The sequence below is a fragment of the Flavihumibacter rivuli genome (assembly GCF_018595685.2).
GTDB classification, from domain to species: Bacteria; Bacteroidota; Bacteroidia; order Chitinophagales; family Chitinophagaceae; genus Flavihumibacter; species Flavihumibacter rivuli.
Map to the genome: position 1 here is coordinate 2,571,567 of NZ_CP092334.1, position 22,533 is coordinate 2,594,099.

Annotated in this window: 20 protein-coding genes; 11 read left to right on the top strand and 9 right to left on the bottom strand. The window is 49.1% G+C overall.

Features of this window, described 5'->3' with window-relative positions:
- Window positions 1-12 precede the first annotated feature (12 nt).
- The 4 genes from KJS94_RS11000 to KJS94_RS11015 form a co-directional block, all read right to left on the bottom strand.
- Complete coding sequence (locus tag KJS94_RS11000) at window positions 13-3,633, bottom strand: efflux RND transporter permease subunit (protein ID WP_214448716.1); 3,621 nt, start codon at window positions 3,631-3,633, stop codon at window positions 13-15.
- Window positions 3,634-3,752: 119 nt separating this feature from the next.
- Window positions 3,753-4,910: an efflux RND transporter periplasmic adaptor subunit gene (locus KJS94_RS11005; RefSeq protein WP_214448715.1), complete on the bottom strand. Its 1,158-nt coding sequence runs from the start codon at window positions 4,908-4,910 to the stop codon at window positions 3,753-3,755.
- Between the two features lie 35 nt (window positions 4,911-4,945).
- Window positions 4,946-6,352 carry a TolC family protein gene (locus KJS94_RS11010; protein WP_214448714.1) on the bottom strand — a complete coding sequence of 469 codons (1,407 nt, stop codon included), beginning with the start codon at window positions 6,350-6,352 and terminating at the stop codon, window positions 4,946-4,948.
- Window positions 6,336-6,980: a TetR/AcrR family transcriptional regulator gene (locus tag KJS94_RS11015; protein WP_214448713.1), complete on the bottom strand. Its 645-nt coding sequence runs from the start codon at window positions 6,978-6,980 to the stop codon at window positions 6,336-6,338. Before KJS94_RS11015 ends, KJS94_RS11010 begins: the two co-directional genes overlap by 17 nt.
- A gap of 175 nt (window positions 6,981-7,155) precedes the next feature.
- On the opposite strand from KJS94_RS11015, the gene KJS94_RS11020 reads away from it, so the two are divergent.
- From KJS94_RS11020 to KJS94_RS11055, 8 genes are all read left to right on the top strand, one after another.
- Entirely contained in the window at window positions 7,156-7,806 is a 651-nt protein-coding gene (locus KJS94_RS11020) for a DUF502 domain-containing protein (protein WP_214448712.1), read from the top strand.
- Window positions 7,803-8,768 (top strand): zinc dependent phospholipase C family protein, encoded by a 966-nt coding sequence (locus KJS94_RS11025; protein WP_214448711.1) that lies wholly within the window; start codon window positions 7,803-7,805, stop codon window positions 8,766-8,768. Before KJS94_RS11020 ends, KJS94_RS11025 begins: the two co-directional genes overlap by 4 nt.
- A gap of 97 nt (window positions 8,769-8,865) precedes the next feature.
- A complete protein-coding gene (gene serC / locus KJS94_RS11030) occupies window positions 8,866-9,933 on the top strand; it encodes a 3-phosphoserine/phosphohydroxythreonine transaminase (protein WP_214448710.1) in 1,068 nt (355 codons plus the stop codon).
- Window positions 9,934-9,972: 39 nt separating this feature from the next.
- Window positions 9,973-11,202 carry a DUF1015 domain-containing protein gene (locus KJS94_RS11035; RefSeq protein ID WP_214448709.1) on the top strand — a complete coding sequence of 410 codons (1,230 nt, stop codon included), beginning with the start codon at window positions 9,973-9,975 and terminating at the stop codon, window positions 11,200-11,202.
- A gap of 98 nt (window positions 11,203-11,300) precedes the next feature.
- Window positions 11,301-12,311, top strand: coding sequence for a tetratricopeptide repeat protein (locus KJS94_RS11040; RefSeq protein ID WP_214448708.1), 1,011 nt, complete (start codon window positions 11,301-11,303; stop codon window positions 12,309-12,311).
- A gap of 110 nt (window positions 12,312-12,421) precedes the next feature.
- On the top strand, window positions 12,422-13,066 hold the full coding sequence (locus KJS94_RS11045; protein ID WP_214448707.1) for a YceI family protein: 645 nt from the start codon (window positions 12,422-12,424) through the stop codon (window positions 13,064-13,066).
- A 166-nt stretch (window positions 13,067-13,232) separates the two neighbouring features.
- Window positions 13,233-15,023: an AMP-dependent synthetase/ligase gene (locus tag KJS94_RS11050; protein ID WP_214448706.1), complete on the top strand. Its 1,791-nt coding sequence runs from the start codon at window positions 13,233-13,235 to the stop codon at window positions 15,021-15,023.
- Window positions 15,024-15,195: 172 nt separating this feature from the next.
- Entirely contained in the window at window positions 15,196-15,381 is a 186-nt protein-coding gene (locus KJS94_RS11055; RefSeq protein ID WP_214448819.1) for a hypothetical protein, read from the top strand.
- A 65-nt stretch (window positions 15,382-15,446) separates the two neighbouring features.
- Here the strand turns inward: KJS94_RS11055 and KJS94_RS11060 are convergent, their stop codons facing one another.
- The 3 genes from KJS94_RS11060 to KJS94_RS11070 all read right to left on the bottom strand — a co-directional run bounded on the left by KJS94_RS11060 (window position 15,447) and on the right by KJS94_RS11070 (window position 17,625).
- Complete coding sequence (locus KJS94_RS11060) at window positions 15,447-15,671, bottom strand: heavy-metal-associated domain-containing protein (RefSeq protein WP_214448705.1); 225 nt, start codon at window positions 15,669-15,671, stop codon at window positions 15,447-15,449.
- A gap of 86 nt (window positions 15,672-15,757) precedes the next feature.
- Window positions 15,758-16,729 carry a zinc-dependent alcohol dehydrogenase family protein gene (locus tag KJS94_RS11065; protein WP_214448704.1) on the bottom strand — a complete coding sequence of 324 codons (972 nt, stop codon included), beginning with the start codon at window positions 16,727-16,729 and terminating at the stop codon, window positions 15,758-15,760.
- Window positions 16,730-16,764: 35 nt separating this feature from the next.
- On the bottom strand, window positions 16,765-17,625 hold the full coding sequence (locus KJS94_RS11070; protein WP_214448703.1) for an MBL fold metallo-hydrolase: 861 nt from the start codon (window positions 17,623-17,625) through the stop codon (window positions 16,765-16,767).
- An 85-nt stretch (window positions 17,626-17,710) separates the two neighbouring features.
- On the opposite strand from KJS94_RS11070, the gene KJS94_RS11075 reads away from it, so the two are divergent.
- A complete protein-coding gene (locus KJS94_RS11075) occupies window positions 17,711-18,505 on the top strand; it encodes an AraC family transcriptional regulator (RefSeq protein ID WP_214448702.1) in 795 nt (264 codons plus the stop codon).
- On the opposite strand, the gene KJS94_RS11080 is transcribed toward KJS94_RS11075, so the two are convergent.
- Window positions 18,502-19,065: a helix-turn-helix domain-containing protein gene (locus tag KJS94_RS11080; protein ID WP_214448701.1), complete on the bottom strand. Its 564-nt coding sequence runs from the start codon at window positions 19,063-19,065 to the stop codon at window positions 18,502-18,504. The two genes, KJS94_RS11075 and KJS94_RS11080, sit on opposite strands and share 4 nt — an antisense overlap.
- Before the next feature lie 133 nt (window positions 19,066-19,198).
- The gene (locus KJS94_RS11085) at window positions 19,199-21,451 is read right to left on the bottom strand and encodes a heavy metal translocating P-type ATPase (RefSeq protein ID WP_214448700.1); all 2,253 of its coding nucleotides are present in this window, start codon (window positions 21,449-21,451) and stop codon (window positions 19,199-19,201) included.
- Window positions 21,452-21,633: 182 nt separating this feature from the next.
- Here KJS94_RS11085 and KJS94_RS11090 point away from each other — a divergent pair, with 182 nt between their 5' ends.
- On the top strand, window positions 21,634-21,810 hold the full coding sequence (locus tag KJS94_RS11090; RefSeq protein WP_214448699.1) for a hypothetical protein: 177 nt from the start codon (window positions 21,634-21,636) through the stop codon (window positions 21,808-21,810).
- Window positions 21,811-21,868: 58 nt separating this feature from the next.
- Window positions 21,869-22,312 carry a GNAT family N-acetyltransferase gene (locus tag KJS94_RS11095; protein WP_239804139.1) on the top strand — a complete coding sequence of 148 codons (444 nt, stop codon included), beginning with the start codon at window positions 21,869-21,871 and terminating at the stop codon, window positions 22,310-22,312.
- The last annotated feature ends 221 nt before the right edge of the window (window positions 22,313-22,533 follow it).

Consider the following 22,533-nt stretch of genomic DNA (forward strand, 5'->3'; position numbering starts at 1 on the left):
TATTCATTTCTATTAATACCAGCTGCCTGTCATAGCAGCATAACCTGGTGTTGAAGCGTTGGCCGCAAGCTTACGTTCCCTCCTGCGCACTGCTATCTTCTGTTTGAACATGGTCCAGAAGATCAATACCAGGAATAACAGGGTCAGTGGCGGGATTCCCAACATACTGATCCATTTACCACCAAACTGCCTGCGCATAGGCCTGCGTAAACGTTCCGCGATCAGGTACATGGCTGGTACGATCACCAGGGTCATGAAGAAGGCAAAGGCCAGACCAAAGATGATGGTCCATGACAATGGCTTCCAGAATACCGCGTTATCGCCACCGAAGAAGATATGAGGGTTCCATTCTGCAAAGAGGGTAATGAAGTTGATGTTGAAACCGATGGCCAGCGGGATCAACGCCAGGATGGCTGCCAATGCCGTTAACAGTACAGGGATGATACGGGTCTTACCTGCCTGGATCACAGCTTCCCTTGTTTTCATACCCCTTGACCTTAGTTCATCAGCAAACTCGATCACCAGGATACCATTCTTCACCACAATACCGGCAAGTCCTACAATACCGATACCGGTCATTACGATACTCACTTCCATTCCGGTAATGGCAAAGCCAAGCAGTACACCGATCACACTGAATATGATCTCGGTGAGGATGATCACCGGCTTACTTACAGAGTTGAACTGCAGTACCAGGATGAACAGGATCAACATCAGGGCGATCAGCAATGCTTTACCCAGGAAGGCTCCGGTTTCAGCCTGCTGCTCCCCTTCACCGGTTTGCCTGATGATCACTCCATCAGGCTTCTTCTGGAAATCATCAATGTAGCCCTTGATCTGTTGGTTTACTTCAGTTGGGGTGAACCCTGTCAATACATTGGAACGGAGGGTGATCACGCGCTTGTTGTTCTTCCTTTTCACGCTACCCAGTGTACTGGTATAATCCACTCTCACCAATGAACTGATCGGGATGCGTTTGATGGCGCCACCACTGGCGAAATCACGGAACACGATATTCATATTCAGCAGGTCAACCAGGTTCTTCCTTTGGAGCTCATCATTACGCAACTGGATCTTATACTCATCCTCACCATCCTTGATCTTGGAGACTTCCCTACCGAAGAGGGCGGTACGGATCTGCATCCCGATCTGCGCGGAAGAAACACCTTCCCTCAGTGCACGCTCACGGTCAATAGTAAGCGAAATTTCAGGGTTGCTCAGGTCCACATCCATCTTCAGTTCCTCCACCCCGGGAACCTGCAAGGAATCCAGGTAATTTTTCAAAGCCACTGAAGTCTTTGTAAGGTCATCGAAATCCTCACTGGCGATCTCGATATTAACCGGGGGTTCGGTTGGGGGTCCGCCCTGCTCCTGGTCAACGCTCAATTCAGCTCCCGGTATGCCTTTCAGGGCTGCCCTGATAGAATCAAGGTACGGACGGGTTGAAACCCCGTGGCGCTTTTCAAACTCCACGAAGGAAACTTGTACGCGACCCAGTTCCGGACGGGTGCTCCTGTCGCCACTCATGGGATCACTGGCACCAAGGGCAACGTTAGAGATCACCGATTCCACGATCGGGTTCTCCTTGCCGTTCTCCATACCCAAAACCTTATACACCCGCTTTTCCAGTACAGTGGTCACCGAATCGGTATACTCTACTGCAGTACCAACCGGCAGTTTAAGGTAAACATATACATAGTTAGGATCCCCCTGCGGGAAGAACACCACCGGCACTTTGCGGGCCATGAAGAATACCAGGGAGAATACCAGCAAACCAAATGTTGCCACCAGGAGGTAAACAGGTCTCCAACCCTTCAGCGCCCAACGCAGGAGTTTCTCATAATCGTTCATCAACTTGGGGAGGGCCTTTTCCTGGAAACCCTTGATCAGGTCACTCAGCACAAAACGGTTCAGCACCATCATGCCAACAAATACCAGTAACAGGTTACCCCAGAAGTAATACATATTGGTGGCACCCGGAACAGATGGCCCGGCGAATGTTCCCAATAAGAGGAAGATCACGCCAAATGCCACGGCAATCCAGAATCCTTTCTTCCTGAAGATGGCCGACTTGGCTTCCTCATGCTCTTCATGGTTCATGAAATCCACCGCAAATACGGGGTTCATGATGAAGGCCACCACCAGTGAAGCCGCAAGGGTGAAGATCAGCATCGCCGGCAGGTAAACCATGAACTTACCAATGATACCGGGCCAGAACAAGAGCGGAAAGAATGGCGCAAGGGTGGTGAGGGTACCCGCCAATACGGGGATGAAGACCTCACCAGCGGCCATCATGGCTGATGTTTCAGAATTTATCTTGCCGCGGCCTTCCACGAAAATTCGGTGGGTATTCTCGATCACCACAATAGCATCATCCACAATGATACCCAGGCCGAAGAGGAGGGCAAAGAGCACAATAAAGTTCAGGGTTACATGGCTGCCGATGATCAGGTCAGCGGCAGGCAGGAAGAGGAAGGCCACGAACATACTCAGCGGCACGGAAAGGGCCACGAAGAAGGCATTCACCACCCCCATGAAGAACATCAGGATGATCAGTACCAGAAGGAAGCCGATCACGATAGAGTTCACGAGGTCATTAAAGGAAACCCTTGTCGCCTTGCTCTGGTCACCCGTGATCACTACGCTAAGGTCCTTGGGGAAAACGGTGGCCCGCATGTCTTCTGTTATCCGCTTCACATCATCAGAGGTCTCGATCAGGTTTTCACCCGCACGCTTGATGATATTCAGGGTAATGACGTTCTTGCCATTGAGACGGGCATAGCTTTCCTTCTCTTTCACGGTATCCTTGATCACAGCAATATCCTTAAGGTAGATAGGCGCTCCGCTCGTATTTCGCACGATCACTTTCTCCAGGTCGAAGGCCGTTTTGAACTGCCCCTTCATCTGCAGGTTACGCTTCATGTTGCCTACTTCGAGCAAGCCGCCCGAGATATCCAGGTTTTCCCTCGCCACGGCGTTGGCAATATCGTCAAAAGTGATATTGGAAGCCTGCATCCGTGCATTGTCCACATTGATCTGGAACTCTCGCTCAGGGGCACCAACGAGGTCAACCCTGTTGATCTGCGGCAATTCTTCCAGCCTGTCCTTCAGGTCATCAGCATATTTCTTCAAACGCACCAGGTCGTAATCACCACTCACGTTCACGTACATGATCGGCTGCTCAGAGAAGCTTACTTCCAATACGGTAGGCTCCTGGGTAAGGTCGGTTGGCAGGTCCTTCTTGGCCTTGTCCACCGCATCCTTTACTTTCTGCAATGCCACATCGGTCTTTACATCCGTATCAAATTCAACCATGATGGCGCTGAAATCCTGTTGGGAAGTACTGGTGGTCTTCTTGATCTTCGCGCCGGTGATCCCCTTGATCTGCTTCTCGATGGGACGGCTCACCAGGTTCTCTATATCCTTGGGAGAATTACCAACATATATCGTTTGGACATATATCGTAGGGATAACAATATCCGGGAATTGTTCCTTGGGGAGTGTCACGAACTGGAACACCCCGGCCAGGCTCACGAAGATCATAAGCAGGTAGATGGAGGTCTTGTTCTTGATACTCCAGGTGGTAGGTTTGAAATGTTTAAACTTACCGGTAAAATTTTCTAAAGCACCCATATAGTATTGGGATTATTGATTTTGGAAATGTGGGAGGGGTGTAAGACCTACGCGCAGGATCAAGAAACCGTTTATTATGCGCATATGCCAAACAGTTATATTCCCCTGGCTCAAATACACTATTTACCTTCACTGATCAACTGGCCATCATACAAGCCCTGAAACCCATCCGTGATCAGTTGGTCACCGGCCTGCAGGCCACTATGGATCTCCAGCTTGTCGCCATACAACTCACCTACCGTCACTATTCTCTTCCTGGCCAACAGCTTTCCATTCTCCTTTACTGCCACCAGCACATACTTACCTTTCTCATCGTTCTGCAAAGTGTTCACGGGAATGGTAATGGCGCTTGGAACGGTATAGTCCTCGATCCGCACATTGGCGATCTGGTTAGGCCTGAATTCCTTATCATAAGGCAATTTGGCTTCGATATAGAAAGAACGGCTATTGGGATCGATCAGCTTACCGGAAACACTTACCTTGGATGCTACCGTTCTATTGATATCAGGCAGGTTTACCATCAGTTTGCTTCCCACCTTAACCCTGTCGAGGTAGTTCTCCGGAACCTGTGCCAATACTTTCAGGCTGCTGGTGTTAACGATACGTATGCCTGCCATCGGTGAGCCTGTGAAGGTTTCACCCACCCTGATGTTCACTTCATCTGCAATGCCACCCTGCTCAGCATACACATTGGTCATGGCCAACTGCTCATTCAGGATGTCGATCTGGCGTTCTGCCTGGTCAACATTATTCTTGGCAGTGATCAGCTGTACTTCGGTACCGATATTCTGGTCCCAAAGGTTCTTCTGCCTGTTATAGAGGTTCTTCGCGTATTCCAGCTGGGTCCTGGCAGTAGCCAGTTGCTGGCGGATAACGGCATCATCGATTTTCAGCAGCAGCTTACCCTTTGCAACAACATCTCCCTTTTTTACATAGATCGCTTTAACCTGTCCACCCATACCACGAGGGGTCACATAGGAAATATTCTCTGCATCAACCTTTCCCTGCAGCTCAATATAGTGGGTGAAAGGTGCTGCTGATAATGCTGTGGTGGTGACCAGTTTTGGCTTCTCCTCCCTTGATTTTGGATCAATTGCAATGATCTCCTTCTCCAGGTTGGCAATGGTCTCAGTAAGTTTGGTTTGGTCGGCTTTCAGCTTCGCCAATTCTTGCTTCTTCTTTTGCAGGACAGTATTGGTATCCTGTTGATTGGAACCGCAGGCGGCGAGCAGCAGTACAAAGGCCCATAATGTAGTTTGTTTCATGATCGCTTGCATATAATGCTATTTTCTTTTCGGATAATGTTGAATGATTAATAGAGTTTACCGATCGCCTTCAGGTAATCGATCTTGGCCACTGCCGCATCATACAATGCAGCAAACAAGTTTGTCTGGGCTGTCCGCAAGTCGGTTTGGGCAGTATTGATCTCTGTATTGGAACCAAGTCCCTGCTCGTATTTCTTCTTGGTTTGTTCATAAACAGCCTCAGCCAGTTTCATATTCTCCCGCTGGGCATCCACTGCCAGGATCGCATCGCGCATCCTATTGCTCGCATTGGCCACATCATTATCAATACTGCGCTTGAGCAATTCCATATTGTACTCGGTCTTCTTCAGCTCGGACTTCGCCTGCTGGATCTGGGAACTCCTGCGGAAGCCATCGAAGATGGGAACAGATATGGAAAGGCCTATATTGCTGTTGGCAAACCATTGTCCACCCGGGTTAAAGAAGTCGAACTGGTTACGGAAAGTTGCGGTATTCAGCGCCCCTGAGAGGGTTACAGTAGGCAGGTAGGTCATTTTGTACCGCTTGACATTGTACTGGTTCAGTTCCTTGCCGATCTCCAGCAACTGGTATTCCCTCCTGTCCTTATAATCATAGGCTCCTTCCAGGATATCCTTTTTTACCAGTTCTTCGGTAAGCTCTTCGGTCAGTATCAAGCTGTCGGTAAGCGGCATCCCCATCAGCAACTTCAGTCCAAGGAAACCATTGTTCAATTGGGTCTTGAGTTTGATGGAATCGGTCCGGAGGTTGGTGAGGGTTACGCTCACACGGTCTACATCCAGCTTTTCACCGAAACCATTCTTATAGATCTCGCGGGTATCGTGGTACAGCTTCTCAAAGCGCACGATATTGTCATGATACAGTTCTACCTGCTTTCCGGCAATCAGCAGCTGGTAATAGATCTTACTGATGTTCACGGCAATATCCTGTTCGGTCAGTTCAGCATTCTTCCTGGCAAAGGCCAGTGCCGCATCCCTTGCCTGCAGGCCTACGAATACCTGCCCATCAAACAAGATCTGCTGGAGGGATACCCCTATAGTAGAGTTCCACTTGGTACCGAAGGCAGCCTGCACAAAACCGAAATCGTTTGGCGACTTGATAGGGTTACCATTACCATCCCTCACCCCTTCGGCCTCCAGTACACCATATGTGGCGGCGGCAATGAAGTTGGGGAAGCTCTGCACGGCTACCCTCGGGAAATAATTCATGTTGGCGTTACCATTGATCTGCGGCAGCGCACTGGCCGTTATTTCACGGTTCACCTGTTCCTGTATCCTGATATCTTCCAATACCTTCTTTACCTCGAAGTTGTTCTGCTTCGCATATTCAATACACTGTCTCGCAGTAAAAGCATGCACCTGCTTTTCCTGGGCTTGGGCCTGGACAAAGGATAAGATCGCGGATAAGATTAAGATCCACCTACTTTGTTTTTCCATGTAGTGATGATTTATGTCGTTTTTCCTTGTATTTCAAAATGAGTTTGTGGCCTTTCAAAGTGGCAATACCGAACAGGTAGTGTTCGGTGATCTGTTGTTCAATGGCAGCCATGGATAATTTTTGTTTACCCATGAAGCTGGGGTCGAAGGGCAGGAGCATACAGGCAAGACGGTAGTTCGTAATGATATCAACATCTATATCCGCACGGTAAAGCTCTTCCTTTATCCCCCATATAAGGTTTTCCCTGATCACATTGTAGATGTAGCTATACTTATGGCGGGTAAATAACCCGAAGGCCTTGGGATGGTACTTCTGCATATCGATCAGTACAGAAGGATTCATATTGGCGAACATCTCCTCCACCATCTCCATGGTCCTGAACAGCTCTTCAATGGCATTGGCAGAAACCGACCTGAAACTGTCACAGGCCGACTCCGACCATTCGATCTGCCCTTTCATTACTTCAAATACCAGTTCCTCTTTATCAGCAAACCACTGGTAAAGGGTCTTCTTGCTCATGCCCATGGCGTTGGCAATATCATCCATGCTCACGGTCCTGATCCCGTACTGCATGAACAGGTCCCTTGCCTTGTCACGAATGCGTAATCTTTGGTCTAGTTCTGTCATAATGGGAGGGCAAAACTAAGGAAACTTTTATCGTAACTAAAGTTTCCATCCGTTTTTTTAACCGCACATAACAATTATTTCATATCCCAATCCCCAATTACCGTGAGAACACCCCCTGCAAAACCGTGAAATTATCTAGTGATGGTGCGCAGGCTTTTTGTAGGTTTGCGTTGCAATGACAAACAAGGAAATTACACCGTTGCAGAAAGATGGCTGGCGCTGGAAAAAGGTTTTCCAGTATTTTTTACAGGGCCTGCTGGTTACTGCCCCGGTGGTCATCACCGGTTACCTGATCTATTGGTTCATCACCTCCATCGATAACCTGGTCCCCATTTTCCAGGTAGAGGACCCGAGTGGCAAGATCATGACCCGCAATTACGGGCTGGGCTTCATCGTGATCATCGCCGCCCTGATAGTGGTGGGCTACCTCAGCTCCAACTTCATCACCAGCCGCATCTTCAGCCTTTTCGACAGCTGGCTGGAACGCGCGCCGGGCGTGAAATTCATCTATTCATCGGTAAAGGATTTCTTTGAAGCCTTTGCCGGCAACAAGCGCAAGTTCAATAAGCCGGTCGCTGTCAGCATCTTCCAGCCCGATGTATTCCAGATAGGGTTCATTACGGACGAGGATGCTTCCGAATTCGGCTTCCAGGACCATATCACTGTTTATATCCCCTACTCCTACTCATTCGCCGGACAGATGTACATTGTACCACGCAGCAAGGTCAGGATCCTTGAAAAGGTGAGTGCCGCAGACGCCATGAAATATGTGATCTCAGGCGGAGTGGCCGAACCCGAAGAGGAAAAGGACCACGGCCATGGATGAGACAACTACTATTAATACTGTCCTGCCTTTGCTGGCAGCAACCTCTTTATTGCTGGGGCTTCTATGCCCACCGGGTGATCAATGAATATGCAGTGTACCTGCTTCCGCCCGAAATGCTGGCCCTCTACCTGCCTATGGTGGGCTACCTGCGGGAGCATGCTACGGATGCGGACAAGCGGCGCTACATCGTAAAAGTGGAAGCACCCCGGCATTATATTGACATGGACCATTATGGCAGCTATCCTTACCCGGAACTGCCCAGGAGATGGCAGGATGCCGTGGAGAAATACAGCATTGATTCCCTCTATGCGCATGGCATAGTACCCTGGCGCATCCTCGAGGTCCAGCGGTCGCTCACAGAGGCCTTCCAGCAAAAGAATGCCAGGGCCATATTGAAACTTTCGGCGGACCTGGGCCATTATATCGGCGATGCCCATGTACCCCTGCATACTTCCTCCAACCATAATGGCCAAAAGACCAACCAGCACGGGATCCATGGCTTCTGGGAAAGCAGGTTACCCGAATTGTATGCCGAAAAGGAATGGGATTTCCTGATGGACAAGGCCGGCTATATCCGCAAGCCGGCGGATAGGGTCTGGAGGATCGTGCTGGAAAGCGCGCAGGCAGTCGATTCCGTCCTGGGTATAGAGGCGCGGTTGACCGCCCGGACCCCGGCAGACCAGAAGTTTGCCTATGAGTGGCGCAACCAGCAACTGTTGCGGCAGTATTCCACCCTGTTCAGCGCCAGCTACAACAAAGCACTCAACGGGATGGTGGAGAGGAGGATGCGTGAAGCCATCCATACCGTGGCCTCCTTCTGGTACACGGCATGGGTAAATGCCGGCCAGCCCAGGCTGACCGGCCTTGCCAATGGATTGGGAACCGAAATGGATGGGGTACTTGACTCCCTTGATTTACAATGGAAAAATGCCCATACCAATGGACGGATATGTGAGGATTAAGGGGCACCGAAGTTTTCCAGATATCCCCATTCGAACCTTCCACCCCGGATTTCTCGTGGTTTTTACGGAAATTGCGTACTCACCAAAAGCAAGCAACGTGATCCATAATTTCAATGCCGGACCTTCCATCCTACCCAGGGAAGTGTTCCAGCAGGCCAGCGAGGCCATCCTTAACTTCAACAATATGGGACTTTCCATCCTGGAGATCGGCCACCGTACCGATGCCTTCCAGGCGGTTATGGATGAAGCACAGTCGCTCGTGAAGGAACTGATGCAGCTCGACGCCAACAAGGAAGTGCTTTTCCTGCATGGGGGTGCTTCCACCCAGTTCTTCCAGGTACCCATGAACCTGCTGGACGAAAGCCAGACAGCCGCCTATCTCGATTGCGGGGTTTGGGGCTCCAAGGCCATCAAGGAAGCAAAGCTCTTCGGCAAGGTAAACGTGGTAGGCAGTTCCAAGGAGAAGGGCTATACCTATATACCCAAGGATTACACCATACCTGCATCGGTCGCCTATTTCCACTACACCACCAATAACACCGTGGAGGGAACAGAAATGCACGCCATCCCTGAAACGAATGTACCACTGGTGGCTGACATGAGTTCGGATATCCTTAGCCGTGCGATGGATTTCAACCGTTTCGCCCTGATCTATGCCGGCGCGCAAAAAAACATTGGTGCCGCTGGGGTGAACCTGGTGATCGTAGACCCATCCATCCTTGGCAAAACCAACAGGACCATGCCCAGCATGATGGATTACCGCGAACACATCAAGAACGGCTCCATGCTGAATACACCACCCGTATTTGCCGTGTATGTATGTATGCTCACCCTGCGCTGGCTGAAGCAACAGGGAGGGGTAAGCGCTATTGAAGCCATCAACAAAAAGAAAGCCTCCTTACTGTATGATACACTCGACAGCCTGCCCATCTTCAAACCCACGGTGGCAAAGGAAGACAGGAGCCTGATGAATGCGGTATTCGTAATGGACGATGCAGAACTGGAAAAGGAATTCCTGGCAACCTGCAAAGCCAATGGCATGTATGGCGTAAAAGGACACCGCTCTGTAGGGGGCTTTAGGGTGAGCCTGTACAATGCACTGCCTTACGAAAGCGTGGTTGTACTCACCGACCTGATGAAAGATTTCGCAAACAAGAAAGGATAATACCTTATCCACCTAACCAACTAACCAATCATAAAGACAATGGCAAAAATTTCTCCATTCGCTGCATTACGCCCCGAGCCGGCACTGGCTGCTGCGGTAGCGGCACCACCATACGATGTATTGAACTCGGCCGAAGCTGCAGAGCAGGCAAAAGGCAACCCGCACAGTTTCCTGAGGGTGACCAAATCAGAGATCGACCTTCCCGGCATTGCCGATATCCATACTGCTGAGGTATATGAGAAGGCCAAGAGCAACCTGAAGGAACTGATCGGGAACGGCACCCTGTTGCGTGAAGCAAAGCCCTGTTATTATATCTATGAACTGGTGATGGGTGGCCGCCACCAGACCGGTTTGGTAGCCGCTTCTTCCGTTGATGACTATGAGAACGATATCATCAAGAAACATGAGTTTACCCGCCCCGAAAAGGAGCAGGACCGCATCAACCATATCCGTACCTCCGGCGCGCAGACCGGTAATGTATTCCTGGCCTACCGTGATGTTGACGAGATCAACCAGTTGATCGAGGATTGGAAACAACGTACACCCTTATACGATTTTGAAGCAGCAGATGGCATCCACCACCGTATCTGGACAGTGGATGATGACAATACCATAGCACGCATCAGTGCATTGTTTAGCGAGAAAGTACCCTACACCTATATCGCAGATGGCCACCACCGTGCCGCATCTGCCGCCAAGGTGAGAAAGTCGCTGGAAGCAGGATATCACGACCATGCCAATTATTTCCTTACTACCCTGTTCCCTGCCGGGCAGTTGCATATCATGGACTACAACAGGCTGGTTAAGGACCTCAATGGCATGGGCGAAGCGGACTTCCTTCGTGCGTTGTACAACGACTTCGAAGTGGAAAGGATGAGTGCAGCCTTCTCCCCCACCCGTTTGCATGAATTCGGGCTTTACCTGGGCGGGGAATGGTACAAGCTCACTGCGAAGGAAGGCACTTATACCGAAGACCCGATCGGTGTACTGGATGTAACCATCCTGCAGAACAATGTCCTGGACAAATTGCTGGGCATTAAGGATCCGCGGACCGATAAGCGCATCGATTTTGTGGGCGGGATCCGTGGACTGGGTGAACTGGAGAAAAGGGTGAATAGTGGCGAAATGAAGGCCGCCTTCAGCCTGCATCCCGTAAGCATCCAGCAGCTCTTCGATATTGCTGACAGTGGCAATGTGATGCCCCCGAAAAGTACCTGGTTCGAGCCTAAGCTCAGGGACGGTTTGCTCACCCACCTGATCTACGAATAAAATGGTGAAGGATGTACCGGTGGTGCATCCTTCTTTTTTTAGCAGATGCCAGACCGACCTTACCTAGCTCAGGCAGCAAATTCCATTATCTTTATTTCATGAAGCGACTCCTCATCCTTTTATTTTTGATCAATGGCAGTTACCAGTTCGCAGCTGCCCAGCAGGATATCAAGACCCAACAAGCCAATGCCCGGAACTTCATGCAGCAGGGTGATTACAGCAATGCCATATTGGTATTGAACAAGGCGCTGGAACAAGATCCGGGGAATATTGAACTACAGAATGACCTGGTGTTCAGCCATTACCTGATGCGGAACCTGCCCAAGGCCATTGAGCTGGGCAAGAAGGTGGTAGAACAGGGCAATGCTGATATCCGCAGCTTCCAGCAATTGGGCATGTGTTATGAAGCCCTGGATGAGAAGAAGGATGCAGAACGCTTGTACAAGGAAGCCCTGAAAAAATTCCCTAACAGCGGTGTTTTCTATAGTGAATTGGGAGAAGTGCTTTGGGCAAAAAAGGATTTCCCCACCGCGGTACAATATTGGGAAAGGGGAATTGAGATCGATCCCAATTATTCAGGCAACTATTACAATGCCGCCAAACATTACTACCTCAGCACCGATAAGGTCTGGGCACTCATTTATGGCGAGATCTTCGTGAACCTCGAGAGTTACAGCAAGCGCACTGCCGAGATCAGGGAACTGCTGCTCAATAGTTACAAGAAGTATTTCTCGCAAGACAAGCTGCAGGCACCGGACCCGAAAAACCCATTTGCTACTGCCGTGGCAGCAACCCTCGACAAACACGCTTCCAGCGTGAACACAGGGGTCACCACCGAAACCCTTACCATGCTGCGTACCCGGTTTATCCTGTCATGGTTCGAAAAAGAACCGGTCGCCCTGCCCTTCAGGTTGTTCGACTACCAACGCCAGCTCCTGAAGGAAGGTATGTTCGATGCTTATAACCAATGGCTATTCGGACCCGCCCAGAACCTCCAGGCCTTCCAGCAATGGACCAGTAACCATGCTGCGGCCTATAACCAGTTCCTCGACTACCAGAAAGGAAGGGTTTTCAAGGTCCCGGCCGGCCAATACTACCAATCCAAGTAGGTTTCTTGATTTCTTCAGCATTGCGGTGATTTTAAGAATTCCTTAATCAATGTTTAAACATTATTATAGAATATCTCCCTATCTTTGCCTTACAAAACGAGAAAAAGACAATGAAGAAATTAAGTATCGCCATGATGGTATTGGCAGTTGCAGCAGTTGCCTGTACCGACGCCCCCAATGCCGACCAGGCAGCCACTGCCGAAAAGCAGGAAGCAGCTGCTGCGACCGGAGCCTCTTTCGCAATTGACACTACCAACAGTGTGGTAGAATGGCTGGGCACCAAGCCTATCGGACAACATAACGGTATCATGAAAATTGCCAACGGAATTTTCAGCGTTGAAAACGGTACCATTACCGCCGGCAACTTCACTATTGACGTGAACACCCTGACCGACCTGGACCTGACCACTGAGACCGGTAAGGAAAAACTGGAAGGCCACCTGAAGAGTCCCGACTTCTTTGACGTAGCCAAATTCCCAACTGCCAAATTCGAGATCACTTCAGTGGAGCCCATCAGCAATGATAGCCTGGCCACCCACAAGATCAGTGGTAACCTGACCCTGAAGGACAGCACCAAGAATGTTAGCTTCCCTGCTAAACTGACCATTGCTGAAAATGCAGTAAAGGCAGAAGCCAATTTCAATATCGACCGCACCCAGTGGGGCCTGCACTATGGTAACGACAAGAGCCTGGGCGACAAGTTCATCCGTCCGGAAGTAAATATCAAGCTCAATATCAGCGCCAATAAATCTTAAGGATGCCTTTTTTATTTTGATGTCAAGTTGGATAGACCGGCAGGATCCCCTGCCGGTTTTCTTTTTTATAGCTGGAAGTTTGTACCAGAATCGCCCAATTTTCCCGAATTTGCTTTGCTACCTTTATTTTTGAGCGTATAGTAAGAACAACACTCATCGATTGCTTATGGACCAACCGAAAAGACTATTCGATTGCCTTGCCATTAACCTGGCCAAACGTCCGTTACCCGACATGCTGGCATCCAAGGAAAACGGGCAATGGAGGGGCTTCAGTACCCAGGAAGTGACGGACCTGGTGAACCAACTCAGTACCGGATTGCTGGAACTGGGCATCAGCGGCGGCGATATGACCCCCGAGGGAAGGGATAAAGTAGCCATACTCTGCAAGAACAGGCCGGAATGGGTCATGCTGGACCTGGCCGTACAACAGATCGGGGCAGTACTGACACCCATTTATCCAACCATCAATGTGAAGGAACTGGAATTCGTCCTGAACGATGCCCAGGTGAAAGTGGTGTTTGTCAACGATGAAGACCTCTACCATAAGGTTTTCAGCATCAAGCACAATGTGCCTTCCCTGCAACATATCTTCACCTTCGAACATGTTACCAATGCCCGGTACTGGAAAGAAGCCTGCCTCCCGGTAACAGCGGAATCCAAAGCAAAAATTGCCGAAGCATCTGCCAGGATCGGTTACAAAGACCTGGCCACCATCATTTATACTTCAGGTACCACGGGTACGCCCAAAGGTGTGATGCTGTCGCATGAGAACATCCTAAGCAATGTACTGGACAGCATAGAATCCGTATTCCTTGAAATTGGTGTGGAAGGCCAGCGCGCATTGAGCTTCCTTCCACTCAACCATATCTTCGAGAGGATGGTGACCTATATTTACCTCTTCTCCGGCACCTCCATATATTATGCTGAAAGCCTGGATACCATTGGGGAAAACCTGAAGGAGGTAAAACCCACGCTGTTCACCACCGTTCCGCGACTCCTCGAGAAAGTGTATGAAAAGATCATGTTGAAGGGAATGGAACTCTCCGGCATCAAACGCAAACTCTTCTTCTGGGCCCATGACCTTGCAGAACAATTCGAGATCAATAAGGACCTTGGCATGGCCTATCGCTTGAAACTGGCCATTGCCCGCAAACTCATCTTCAGCAAATGGAAGGAAGGATTGGGTGGGAATGTAAAAGCGATCATCACCGGTGGCGCCGCCTGCCAGGTTAAACTGATCAGGATATTCACTGCTGCACAGATCCCTATTATGGAAGGATATGGCCTGACCGAAACATCACCGGTTATTGCGGTTAACCGTTACAGTGAGCAAGGCCGGATGTTTGGTACAGTTGGCCCCATGATTAAAAATGTAGAAGTGAAGATCGCAGAAGACGGTGAGATCCTTTGCAAGGGCCCCAATATTATGATGGGCTATTACAAACGTCCCGACCTTACTGCCGAAGTGATCAAAGATGGATGGTTCCTGACCGGGGATATCGGTACTTTGGTCGGCAATAAATTCCTGAAGATCACCGACCGTAAAAAAGAATTGTTCAAGACCAGTGGCGGTAAATACGTAGCACCGCTTCCTATCGAGAACAAACTCAAGGAATCCCTTTTTGTAGAACAGGTAATGGTGATCGGCTCAGAGCGAAAATTCGTAGGGGCGCTGATCGTTCCTTCATTTGGCAACCTGATCGATTGGTGCAAACATAATAATGTACCACATGGATCCAATGAGGAAATGATCAACAATCCCAAGGTCCTGGCGATGTACAGGGACCTGGTGGAAAGTTTCAACAAGTATTTCAACCATGTTGAGCAGATCAAGAAATTTGAATTGCTGCCTGCCGACTGGACCATTGATACCGGCGAAATGACACCTAAGCTCAGTTTGAAGCGAAAGGTGATCATGGAAAAATACAAGGATGCGATCGAAAGGATCTATGCCTAAGCTACAGCCCCTCTCTGGAGGGGCTTTTTTCATCCCCCCTTAGGGAAGCCAACTATGGTAGATTGGCAAAATTCTTGAGTATTATCTACGGGATCCGGATAACTGGAACGAATCTGGATACTACGCGGAAGCGATCAACGTTCTTATAGTTAACACTTTCAAAATATACCCTATGACGATCCGAAAACTCCTGTTACTGAGTGTAGTAGTTTCAGCCATCATGGCGTCCTGCACCCATAAAACCGTAGTGGTTCGCAACCACCATCACCATCACCGGATGCCGCCCGGACAGGCCAAAAAATATTATGGCTCCAAATCGGCAAAACCCTATGCTCCCGGACAAAAGAAAAAAAGCTGATATAACTGAGCGCCTGAGTGGCGCTCTTTTCTTATCCATCAACTGAAAGTCCTTTCCAATAATCCTTAATGACGATGGGGAAGCCAATCGGACAGGTCATAGTTACCTGCTTGCTTAACTGCCGCTGCCAATACGCTTGTTTGGATATGACTGCTCATAGTGACTTTAGCCTGGGGTAATTCCACTTGCACCAAAACCGCAGTTACTCCCTGAACCCCTTCAAGGGCCTTCTTTACTTGATCAATGCTGGCAGCATCGGAAATTCCGCTAATGGCATACATATGTGTCATGATCGTAAGTTTTAGGATACAAAGCTACCCATATGCCCTTCTTGGGTATTACACAGCTATGGGCAATAGTTTCAACTTTTGGGCCCTCACATCAATACAGACTTATAGCCGTGAAGCAAGTTTCCTTCCCTGAGCTGTGGTACATAATCCTCAAGGCTGATAACCCTTGACTCCGGAATGACCAGTTCCCCTTCAATGATCCTATCCTGTAACCATTCATATACTGCGTCCAGTTTTTCAGTTCCCTGGTCAAGCATCCATTTATCAATTCCAAATCCAGCAATGGACAGGTTCTTGAAAATGATATCGCGACTTGTAAGGCATAGGGAATCACCCGCGAGCAAGCCATAGACGATCAGTTTGGAATGGACTGCCATAACAGGTATCAATTCATTTACAATTGATCCGCCTACCGCATCGAGATAGGCATTTACCCCTTTTCCATTGGTACAATCCATGATCCGATCATTAAGTCCCTCTTCACCGGCAACCAATACCACATTAGCCCCTAAAGCCTTTAGTGCATCGCCCTGTGTATTCGATCTCACCAGCGCGATCACCCTGATATTACGCATCCGGGCCAATTGAATGACCAGTTTACCCAGGGCGGAATCTGCTGCATTCATCAACAGGTATCCTTCCTTGCCAATATTTGCTTCCGTCACCAAGGCATAAGCCGTTAATGGATTCAGGGCCAGCTGTGCCGCATCCACCCAACTTAATGCAGCCTTGACCTTTATCAGCTTAGCGGAAGGCACAGTAATCTTTTCGGCCCATGTTCCGGGATGCCTGAACGCAACCCTATCCCCTACTTCAACACCGGTTACCCCCTTACCTTTTTCCAGGATCAAGCCAGCCCCTTCCAGTCCCGCTACAGCAGGCAATGCCGGTTTAACACGATAGTTCCCATTGATGAATAAATGATCAGCCGGGTTCACCACCCTTGCCATCACTTTCACCACAACACCGTCATCACCACAAACAGGTTCAGGCCAGGCTTGGGTATACCCTAAAACAGCCTCAGCCTTTCCTGTCCTTTCAAAATAGATCGCCTTCATAAACCAATACCCTCATTCAATTTTTAGGTGTAAAATCAGCCAATGAACCATTCCCCATCAGCCGGCACATTGACCCTTGCATCAAGACCCGCAGCACTGACCGCCTGCTTTAACCCGGCACGCGTCAGGTAACAATGGTTGATGGTTTCCATGTGCACCGCAAACAGCTTTGCAGCAGGACTATGTTTAGCTGTAGTGATCACATCAGCGGCCGTCATGGTGATGGGGTCGCCTTGCAGGAACTGGGCGGCACCACTGTTCACCACCACCCAATCAGGCCGGTATGTATCCAGCACATCCGCAACTTCTTCACACCAGATGGTATCACCCGCTATGTAAAGCTTCCTTTGGCCATCATCCAAAACAAAACCTGAAACAGGTGCCATCATCTTCCCTATCTCCCCCGTTCCATGCTGCCCACCAGTTCGGTGAATGGCGATTCGTTGCCACTCCACATGGTCAGCTACAGGCTGGAGGTTTGTGAATCCCTGTTCCCTTAGTTTGCCGGCATCTTCGGGTTGACAGAACAAGAGGATGTCCTTTGGCAGGAGATTCCTTGCCGCTTCATCCCAATGGTCGCGATGCATATGGGTAAGCATTACGGCATCAATGGATTGTACCAACCCTCGTAATTCCTGTTCAGTAAGGGGCAGTTCAACCATTGGGATCCGGATGGCATTACTAGCCATTTCAATGGGCTTCATGGAATCCTTCTTCCCTAACATGGGATCCACCAATATCTTCTTTCCCGCCACCTCCACCACCAGAGTGGCATTCCTGAGTAACCTGACTTTCATACCGCGTTTCTTTTTATAGAAGGCACCCAAGCGGCCCGCGTTCAACAGACCACCGGCCAGCAGTGCCATATTTAGTAAAAATGTCCTTCTGCTAAACATTTCTATTCATTTGCCCCACAAAGTTATCGTTGTACCTTGTGACAGGTTTATCCCGGCCTGACAAATACTTATCCCAATCGGACAGATGGAATACCGTTATATTGAATGCGAAGCCTTCACCTCGATCATCGATAAAAAGGATTGTTCCTACCACCAGCGACTGGGCTGGTCCAGGACCGATTGGCATACCCATAACCGCGGACAATTGATCTATGCCGAATATGGGATCATGAGGCTTTATGTAGGAGAAAAGATTTATTATGTCCCCTCCTGGCATGCCGCATGGATACCGCAAGGCATCCGGCACAAGGTGGTCACAGAGTCACAGGACCTCCTTTTCCATACCTTATACCTCGACCAAAGCATGCTGCAAGACCCCTTCTATAAGGAGATCAGTGTATTCCCTGTAAGCAATATGTTGCGGGAAATGATACTGTTCACGGAAAAATGGCCCATGCTGGGAGAGGCCAATGAACAGGAAAGCAGTTTCCTTCAATCGATCAAATACCTGCTGGCAGACCATTCAGCAGCAAGGATCCAATTGCATGTACCTGTACCGGGAAATGAGGTCCTTCAAAACATTATCCGGCAAATAGAATCAAAGCTGGATGGGAAAATGAAAGCGGGCGAATTAGCCAGGCAATTTGGCCTTAGTGAAAGGACCATGCATCGTTTATTCCTGAAGGAGTTAGGGATGTCCTACACCCAATACCTTCAACTAATGCGTATGGTGAAGGCAGCAGAACTGCTCTCCATCGCCGGGATGGGAGTAAGTGAAGCAGCCTATGCTGTGGGCTATGAAAGCATCCCGAGTTTCACAAGGAGCTTCAGGGAGGTCATGGGTAATGCCCCGGGAAGGATGTACCGCCAGGCAAACTAGTGGATATTATCCAGGGTCTTCCTGGGCTTCTCCCTTAATTGTTTGAAATGACTGGGTGTAAGTCCGGTAACCTTCTTGAACTGGTTACTCAGGTGGGCCACGCTACTATAACCCAGGTCGAAGGCGATCTGCGTCAGGCTCTTCTCATCATATACCAGCAACTCCTTGACCTTCTCCACCTTCAGCAAAATAAAATATTGCTCAATGGTCACGCCTTCCACTTCAGAGAACAGCTTGCTAAGGGAGGAATAATCCTTATGCAGGCGGTTGGCAAGGATATCAGAAAGGTTATACCGTTCCAGCTCTTCGGGTTCTTCAACAAGGCTGATCATGATGGCCTTAATGCTTTCGATCAGCTGCGATGATTTATCATTGATCCATTCGAAACCAAGCTCATGCAAGGCCCTGTTGATCTCGTCCAGTTGTTCAGCCGTGGGAGCATCCTTCAACTCCACTTCACCAAGATTGACCATCAGCACCTGGTGGCCTAATTTCTCCAGCTCGGCTTTTACCGCCCATTTGCAGCGGTTGCATACCATATTTTTGATGTAGAACTTCATATCGGATATATTTCAAAGTTAACCAATTCAATACAACGATAAGCCCGGGCCAGGGGTCCCAATCCATCCCCTGCGGGAAAAACAAAGGAAAAGGGGTTGTAACCAACCCCTTCCCTACCAACTACACCTCACATTAACCTATCAACTTGCTAAACCGTAAACGAAGACTATTGCTCACCACACTTACTGAACTCAGTGCCATGGCAGCACCGGCGATCATAGGATTCAGCAGGAACCCATTTACCGGGTAAAGGATACCGGCCGCGATGGGTATGCCGATGATATTGTAGATGAAGGCCCAGAAAAGGTTCTGGCGGATAGCCTTCACTGTTTTCCTGGAAAGCATCAGCGCTTTAGGGATCTGGATCAGGTCAGATGACATCAGGGTCATCTTGGCCACATCAATAGCAATATCAGAGCCTTTACCCATGGCGATGCTGACATCGGCCTGCGCCAGGGCATGGGAATCATTGATACCATCCCCAACCATCGCTACTACCTTTCCCTGTTGCTGCAATTCTTTAACGAATGCGGCCTTATCTGCAGGCAGTGCTTCTGCCTTATAATGCTTTATTCCAACCTGCCCGGCAACAGCGGCAGCGGTCTGTTCATTGTCACCGGTGAACATATATACTTCAATTCCCATTGCTTCCATAGCTTGAACCGCCTGGGCAGAACTAGCTTTCACCTGGTCGGCGATACCCACGATAGCGAGTACTTTGCGGTCCTGGCCAAAATAGATCACGGTTTGGGCGGCGGACTTTCCTTTTGCAGCGAGGGCAGCGAGGGCAGGTTCGATCTCAGCCTTATTCTCTTCAGCGAACTTGCCGCTACCCACCCAATACTGATTTCCATTTACAGAGGCACTTACCCCTTTACCTGTAATGCTTTCAAACTTTCCTACCCCGGCAGCAGCAACGCCTTGTTCACGCAGGTAGCGTACCACGGCTTCCGCCAAGGGGTGTTCAGATTGCAATTCCAAACCCAGCAATACGCCCAGCAGTTCCTTCTGGTAGGAAATGGTATGGGAAGCCCAGCCAATGTTAACCACTTCAGGTTTGCCTTCCGTGATGGTACCGGTCTTATCCAAAATGATCGCATTTACTTTATGTCCCAGTTCCAGGCTTTCGGCATCCTTGATCAGGATACCGTTCTCCGCTCCCTTACCTACACCCACCATGATGGCAGTAGGCGTAGCCAGACCTAACGCACATGGACAAGCGATAACTAATACGGTAACAAGGGCCAGCAATCCATGGGTGAGGGCATTATCACCACCAAGGATCATCCAGGCTGCAAAAGCCAGTAAAGCGATCCCGATAACGATGGGAACAAAGATCCCTGCGATCTTATCGACCAGCTTCTGCACCGGCGCCTTGGAGCCCTGGGCTTCCTGCACCATCCTGATGATACCGGCCAGCATGGTGGCACCACCGACTTTTTCCGCTACGAAACGGAAACTGCCTTTCTGGTTAATGGTACCTGCAAAGACTGCGGAACCTGCAGTTTTGAATACCGGAACAGGTTCACCCGATAACATGGATTCATCGATATAACTTTCGCCGCCCTGGATCTTGCCATCCACCGGGATCTTCTCCCCGCTTCTCACCAGGATCAGGTCACCAACCTTCACCTGTGCAACAGGGATCTCCTGTTCCTTACCATCAACGATGACCAGCACCGTCTTGGGTTGCAAACCGATCAGTTTCTTGATCGCAGAGGAAGTATTGGACTTGGCCTTTTCTTCAAGCAGTTTACCCAGCATGATGAAAACGATCACTACCGCTGCAGCTTCAAAATATACGTGGGCGTGGATACCCCTTTCATGCCAGAAATCGGGGAAGAGGGTATTGAATACGCTGAAGATATAGGCGATACCTGTACTCAGTGCCACCAGCGTATCCATATTGGCCTTGCGGTGACGGGCCTGCTTCCAGGCGTTCACAAAGAAGTTCTGGCCAAAAACAAATAATACCGGCGTGCTCAGCGCCCACATGATATAATTGCCATAAGGCATATCCATGAAGAACATCCCGATGATAAATACGGGGAAGGTCAGGATAGCGGCCCAAAGGGTCCTTTTCCTCAGGCTTTGGTAGTGCTCCTGCTGGATATTCTCCTGCTTTTCGGTGGCATTCTCTGTATCGATGATCAGGTCGTAACCGATGGATTGCACCACCTGTTGCATCTGGGTCATATCGACCAGTGAAGGATCATATTCAACATTCAGTTGCTGGCCCGCAAAATTTACGGCGGCCTGTTTCACCCCATCCAGGGAGGCAACCATGGATTCCACACTCACCGCACAGGCAGCACAACTCATGCCTGTAACCGGGATAGAAGCCTTGGTCGTCTTTCCATTTATGATCGTAGCTTGATTTTCCATAACGCTAAATTGATACCACAAAGTTCCGTTACTATGGGACCCAAAGCGTTATACAATGATGGTTGATTGTTACAGGATTGCGAAAGGAAGCCGGTCATTCGTCCATTGAAAACAGGCTTTTATCAATCCAATTTTCCTGGTGAACACCGTTCATGGAATTTTGTCTCCTAAAAATGGAAAGCATGCAGGCAAAACTCATCTTTGTTGGGCTGGCAATTGGCAGTAGCCTTGTATTCGCAGATTTTTCAATTTACATACAGCCAAAGTCATTACCACTGAAACTACATGCACCAAGGCCTGCTAAAACATTTACACCTGTACAATATGGACCAATTGGTGCATTTTTGGAACTAAACTGAATCAATCATGATTAGCCCTGTTTCGATAGTTGATTACGAGGAAAAATATAAAGAATCCTTGATATCACTTATCCTGCATATCCAGCAGCAGGAATTCAATGTGCCGATCACCAGGGAAGACCAGCCCGACCTATTAGATATTAAAAAATATTACCAGCAGGAAAAAGGCAATTTTTGGCTGGCCTTATTCAATAATGAAGTCGTCGGGTCTATTGGCCTTCTTGATATTGATAAGGAGTGTATGGCACTGAGGAAAATGTTTGTACATGAAGCACATAGGGGGAAATCAATCGGACTCGCCAAATTGCTGCTGGAAAAGGCTATCCAATGGTCAGAACAAAATGGTAAACAATTCATTTACCTGGGAACCAACCCCAAATTACTTGCAGCCCATCGCTTTTATGAGAAGAATGGATTCATCCAGGTCCCGGAAAAAAGCCTTCCCCCCAGTTTTCCAAAAATGAAAGTGGATAGTATATTCTACAAGCTAGCATTATCCTGATCAGTAGGTAAAGCCGGCACTCGTCAGCCGGATTCCGTCATTCATCTGTTATTGATTCCTGCCTAATACTTTATTCTTTCCCTTTGCATCGGTATTCCAACAAGTTGGCTATGATGTAATGTCCATTGCAGTCATTTCCTTATTGGGTCATTACTGAATAAAATGATTGCATACAAATCTGTACCAGCGCAAAAGAAAAACACCCGGAATAGCAACCGGGG

What these genes read in the sequence shown, in the direction of transcription:
- KJS94_RS11000 (WP_214448716.1), bottom strand. Translation starts at nt 3,633, where the DNA reads ATGGGTGCTTTAGAAAATTTTACCGGTAAGTTTAAACATTTCAAACCT.
- KJS94_RS11005 (WP_214448715.1), bottom strand. Translation starts at nt 4,910, where the DNA reads ATGCAAGCGATCATGAAACAAACTACATTATGGGCCTTTGTACTGCTG.
- KJS94_RS11010 (WP_214448714.1), bottom strand. Translation starts at nt 6,352, where the DNA reads ATGGAAAAACAAAGTAGGTGGATCTTAATCTTATCCGCGATCTTATCC.
- KJS94_RS11015 (WP_214448713.1), bottom strand. Translation starts at nt 6,980, where the DNA reads ATGACAGAACTAGACCAAAGATTACGCATTCGTGACAAGGCAAGGGAC.
- KJS94_RS11020 (WP_214448712.1), top strand. Translation starts at nt 7,156, where the DNA reads ATGACAAACAAGGAAATTACACCGTTGCAGAAAGATGGCTGGCGCTGG.
- KJS94_RS11025 (WP_214448711.1), top strand. Translation starts at nt 7,803, where the DNA reads ATGAGACAACTACTATTAATACTGTCCTGCCTTTGCTGGCAGCAACCT.
- KJS94_RS11035 (WP_214448709.1), top strand. Translation starts at nt 9,973, where the DNA reads ATGGCAAAAATTTCTCCATTCGCTGCATTACGCCCCGAGCCGGCACTG.
- KJS94_RS11040 (WP_214448708.1), top strand. Translation starts at nt 11,301, where the DNA reads ATGAAGCGACTCCTCATCCTTTTATTTTTGATCAATGGCAGTTACCAG.
- KJS94_RS11045 (WP_214448707.1), top strand. Translation starts at nt 12,422, where the DNA reads ATGAAGAAATTAAGTATCGCCATGATGGTATTGGCAGTTGCAGCAGTT.
- KJS94_RS11050 (WP_214448706.1), top strand. Translation starts at nt 13,233, where the DNA reads ATGGACCAACCGAAAAGACTATTCGATTGCCTTGCCATTAACCTGGCC.
- KJS94_RS11055 (WP_214448819.1), top strand. Translation starts at nt 15,196, where the DNA reads ATGACGATCCGAAAACTCCTGTTACTGAGTGTAGTAGTTTCAGCCATC.
- KJS94_RS11060 (WP_214448705.1), bottom strand. Translation starts at nt 15,671, where the DNA reads ATGACACATATGTATGCCATTAGCGGAATTTCCGATGCTGCCAGCATT.
- KJS94_RS11065 (WP_214448704.1), bottom strand. Translation starts at nt 16,729, where the DNA reads ATGAAGGCGATCTATTTTGAAAGGACAGGAAAGGCTGAGGCTGTTTTA.
- KJS94_RS11070 (WP_214448703.1), bottom strand. Translation starts at nt 17,625, where the DNA reads ATGTTTAGCAGAAGGACATTTTTACTAAATATGGCACTGCTGGCCGGT.
- KJS94_RS11075 (WP_214448702.1), top strand. Translation starts at nt 17,711, where the DNA reads ATGGAATACCGTTATATTGAATGCGAAGCCTTCACCTCGATCATCGAT.
- KJS94_RS11080 (WP_214448701.1), bottom strand. Translation starts at nt 19,065, where the DNA reads ATGAAGTTCTACATCAAAAATATGGTATGCAACCGCTGCAAATGGGCG.
- KJS94_RS11085 (WP_214448700.1), bottom strand. Translation starts at nt 21,451, where the DNA reads ATGGAAAATCAAGCTACGATCATAAATGGAAAGACGACCAAGGCTTCT.
- KJS94_RS11090 (WP_214448699.1), top strand. Translation starts at nt 21,634, where the DNA reads ATGCAGGCAAAACTCATCTTTGTTGGGCTGGCAATTGGCAGTAGCCTT.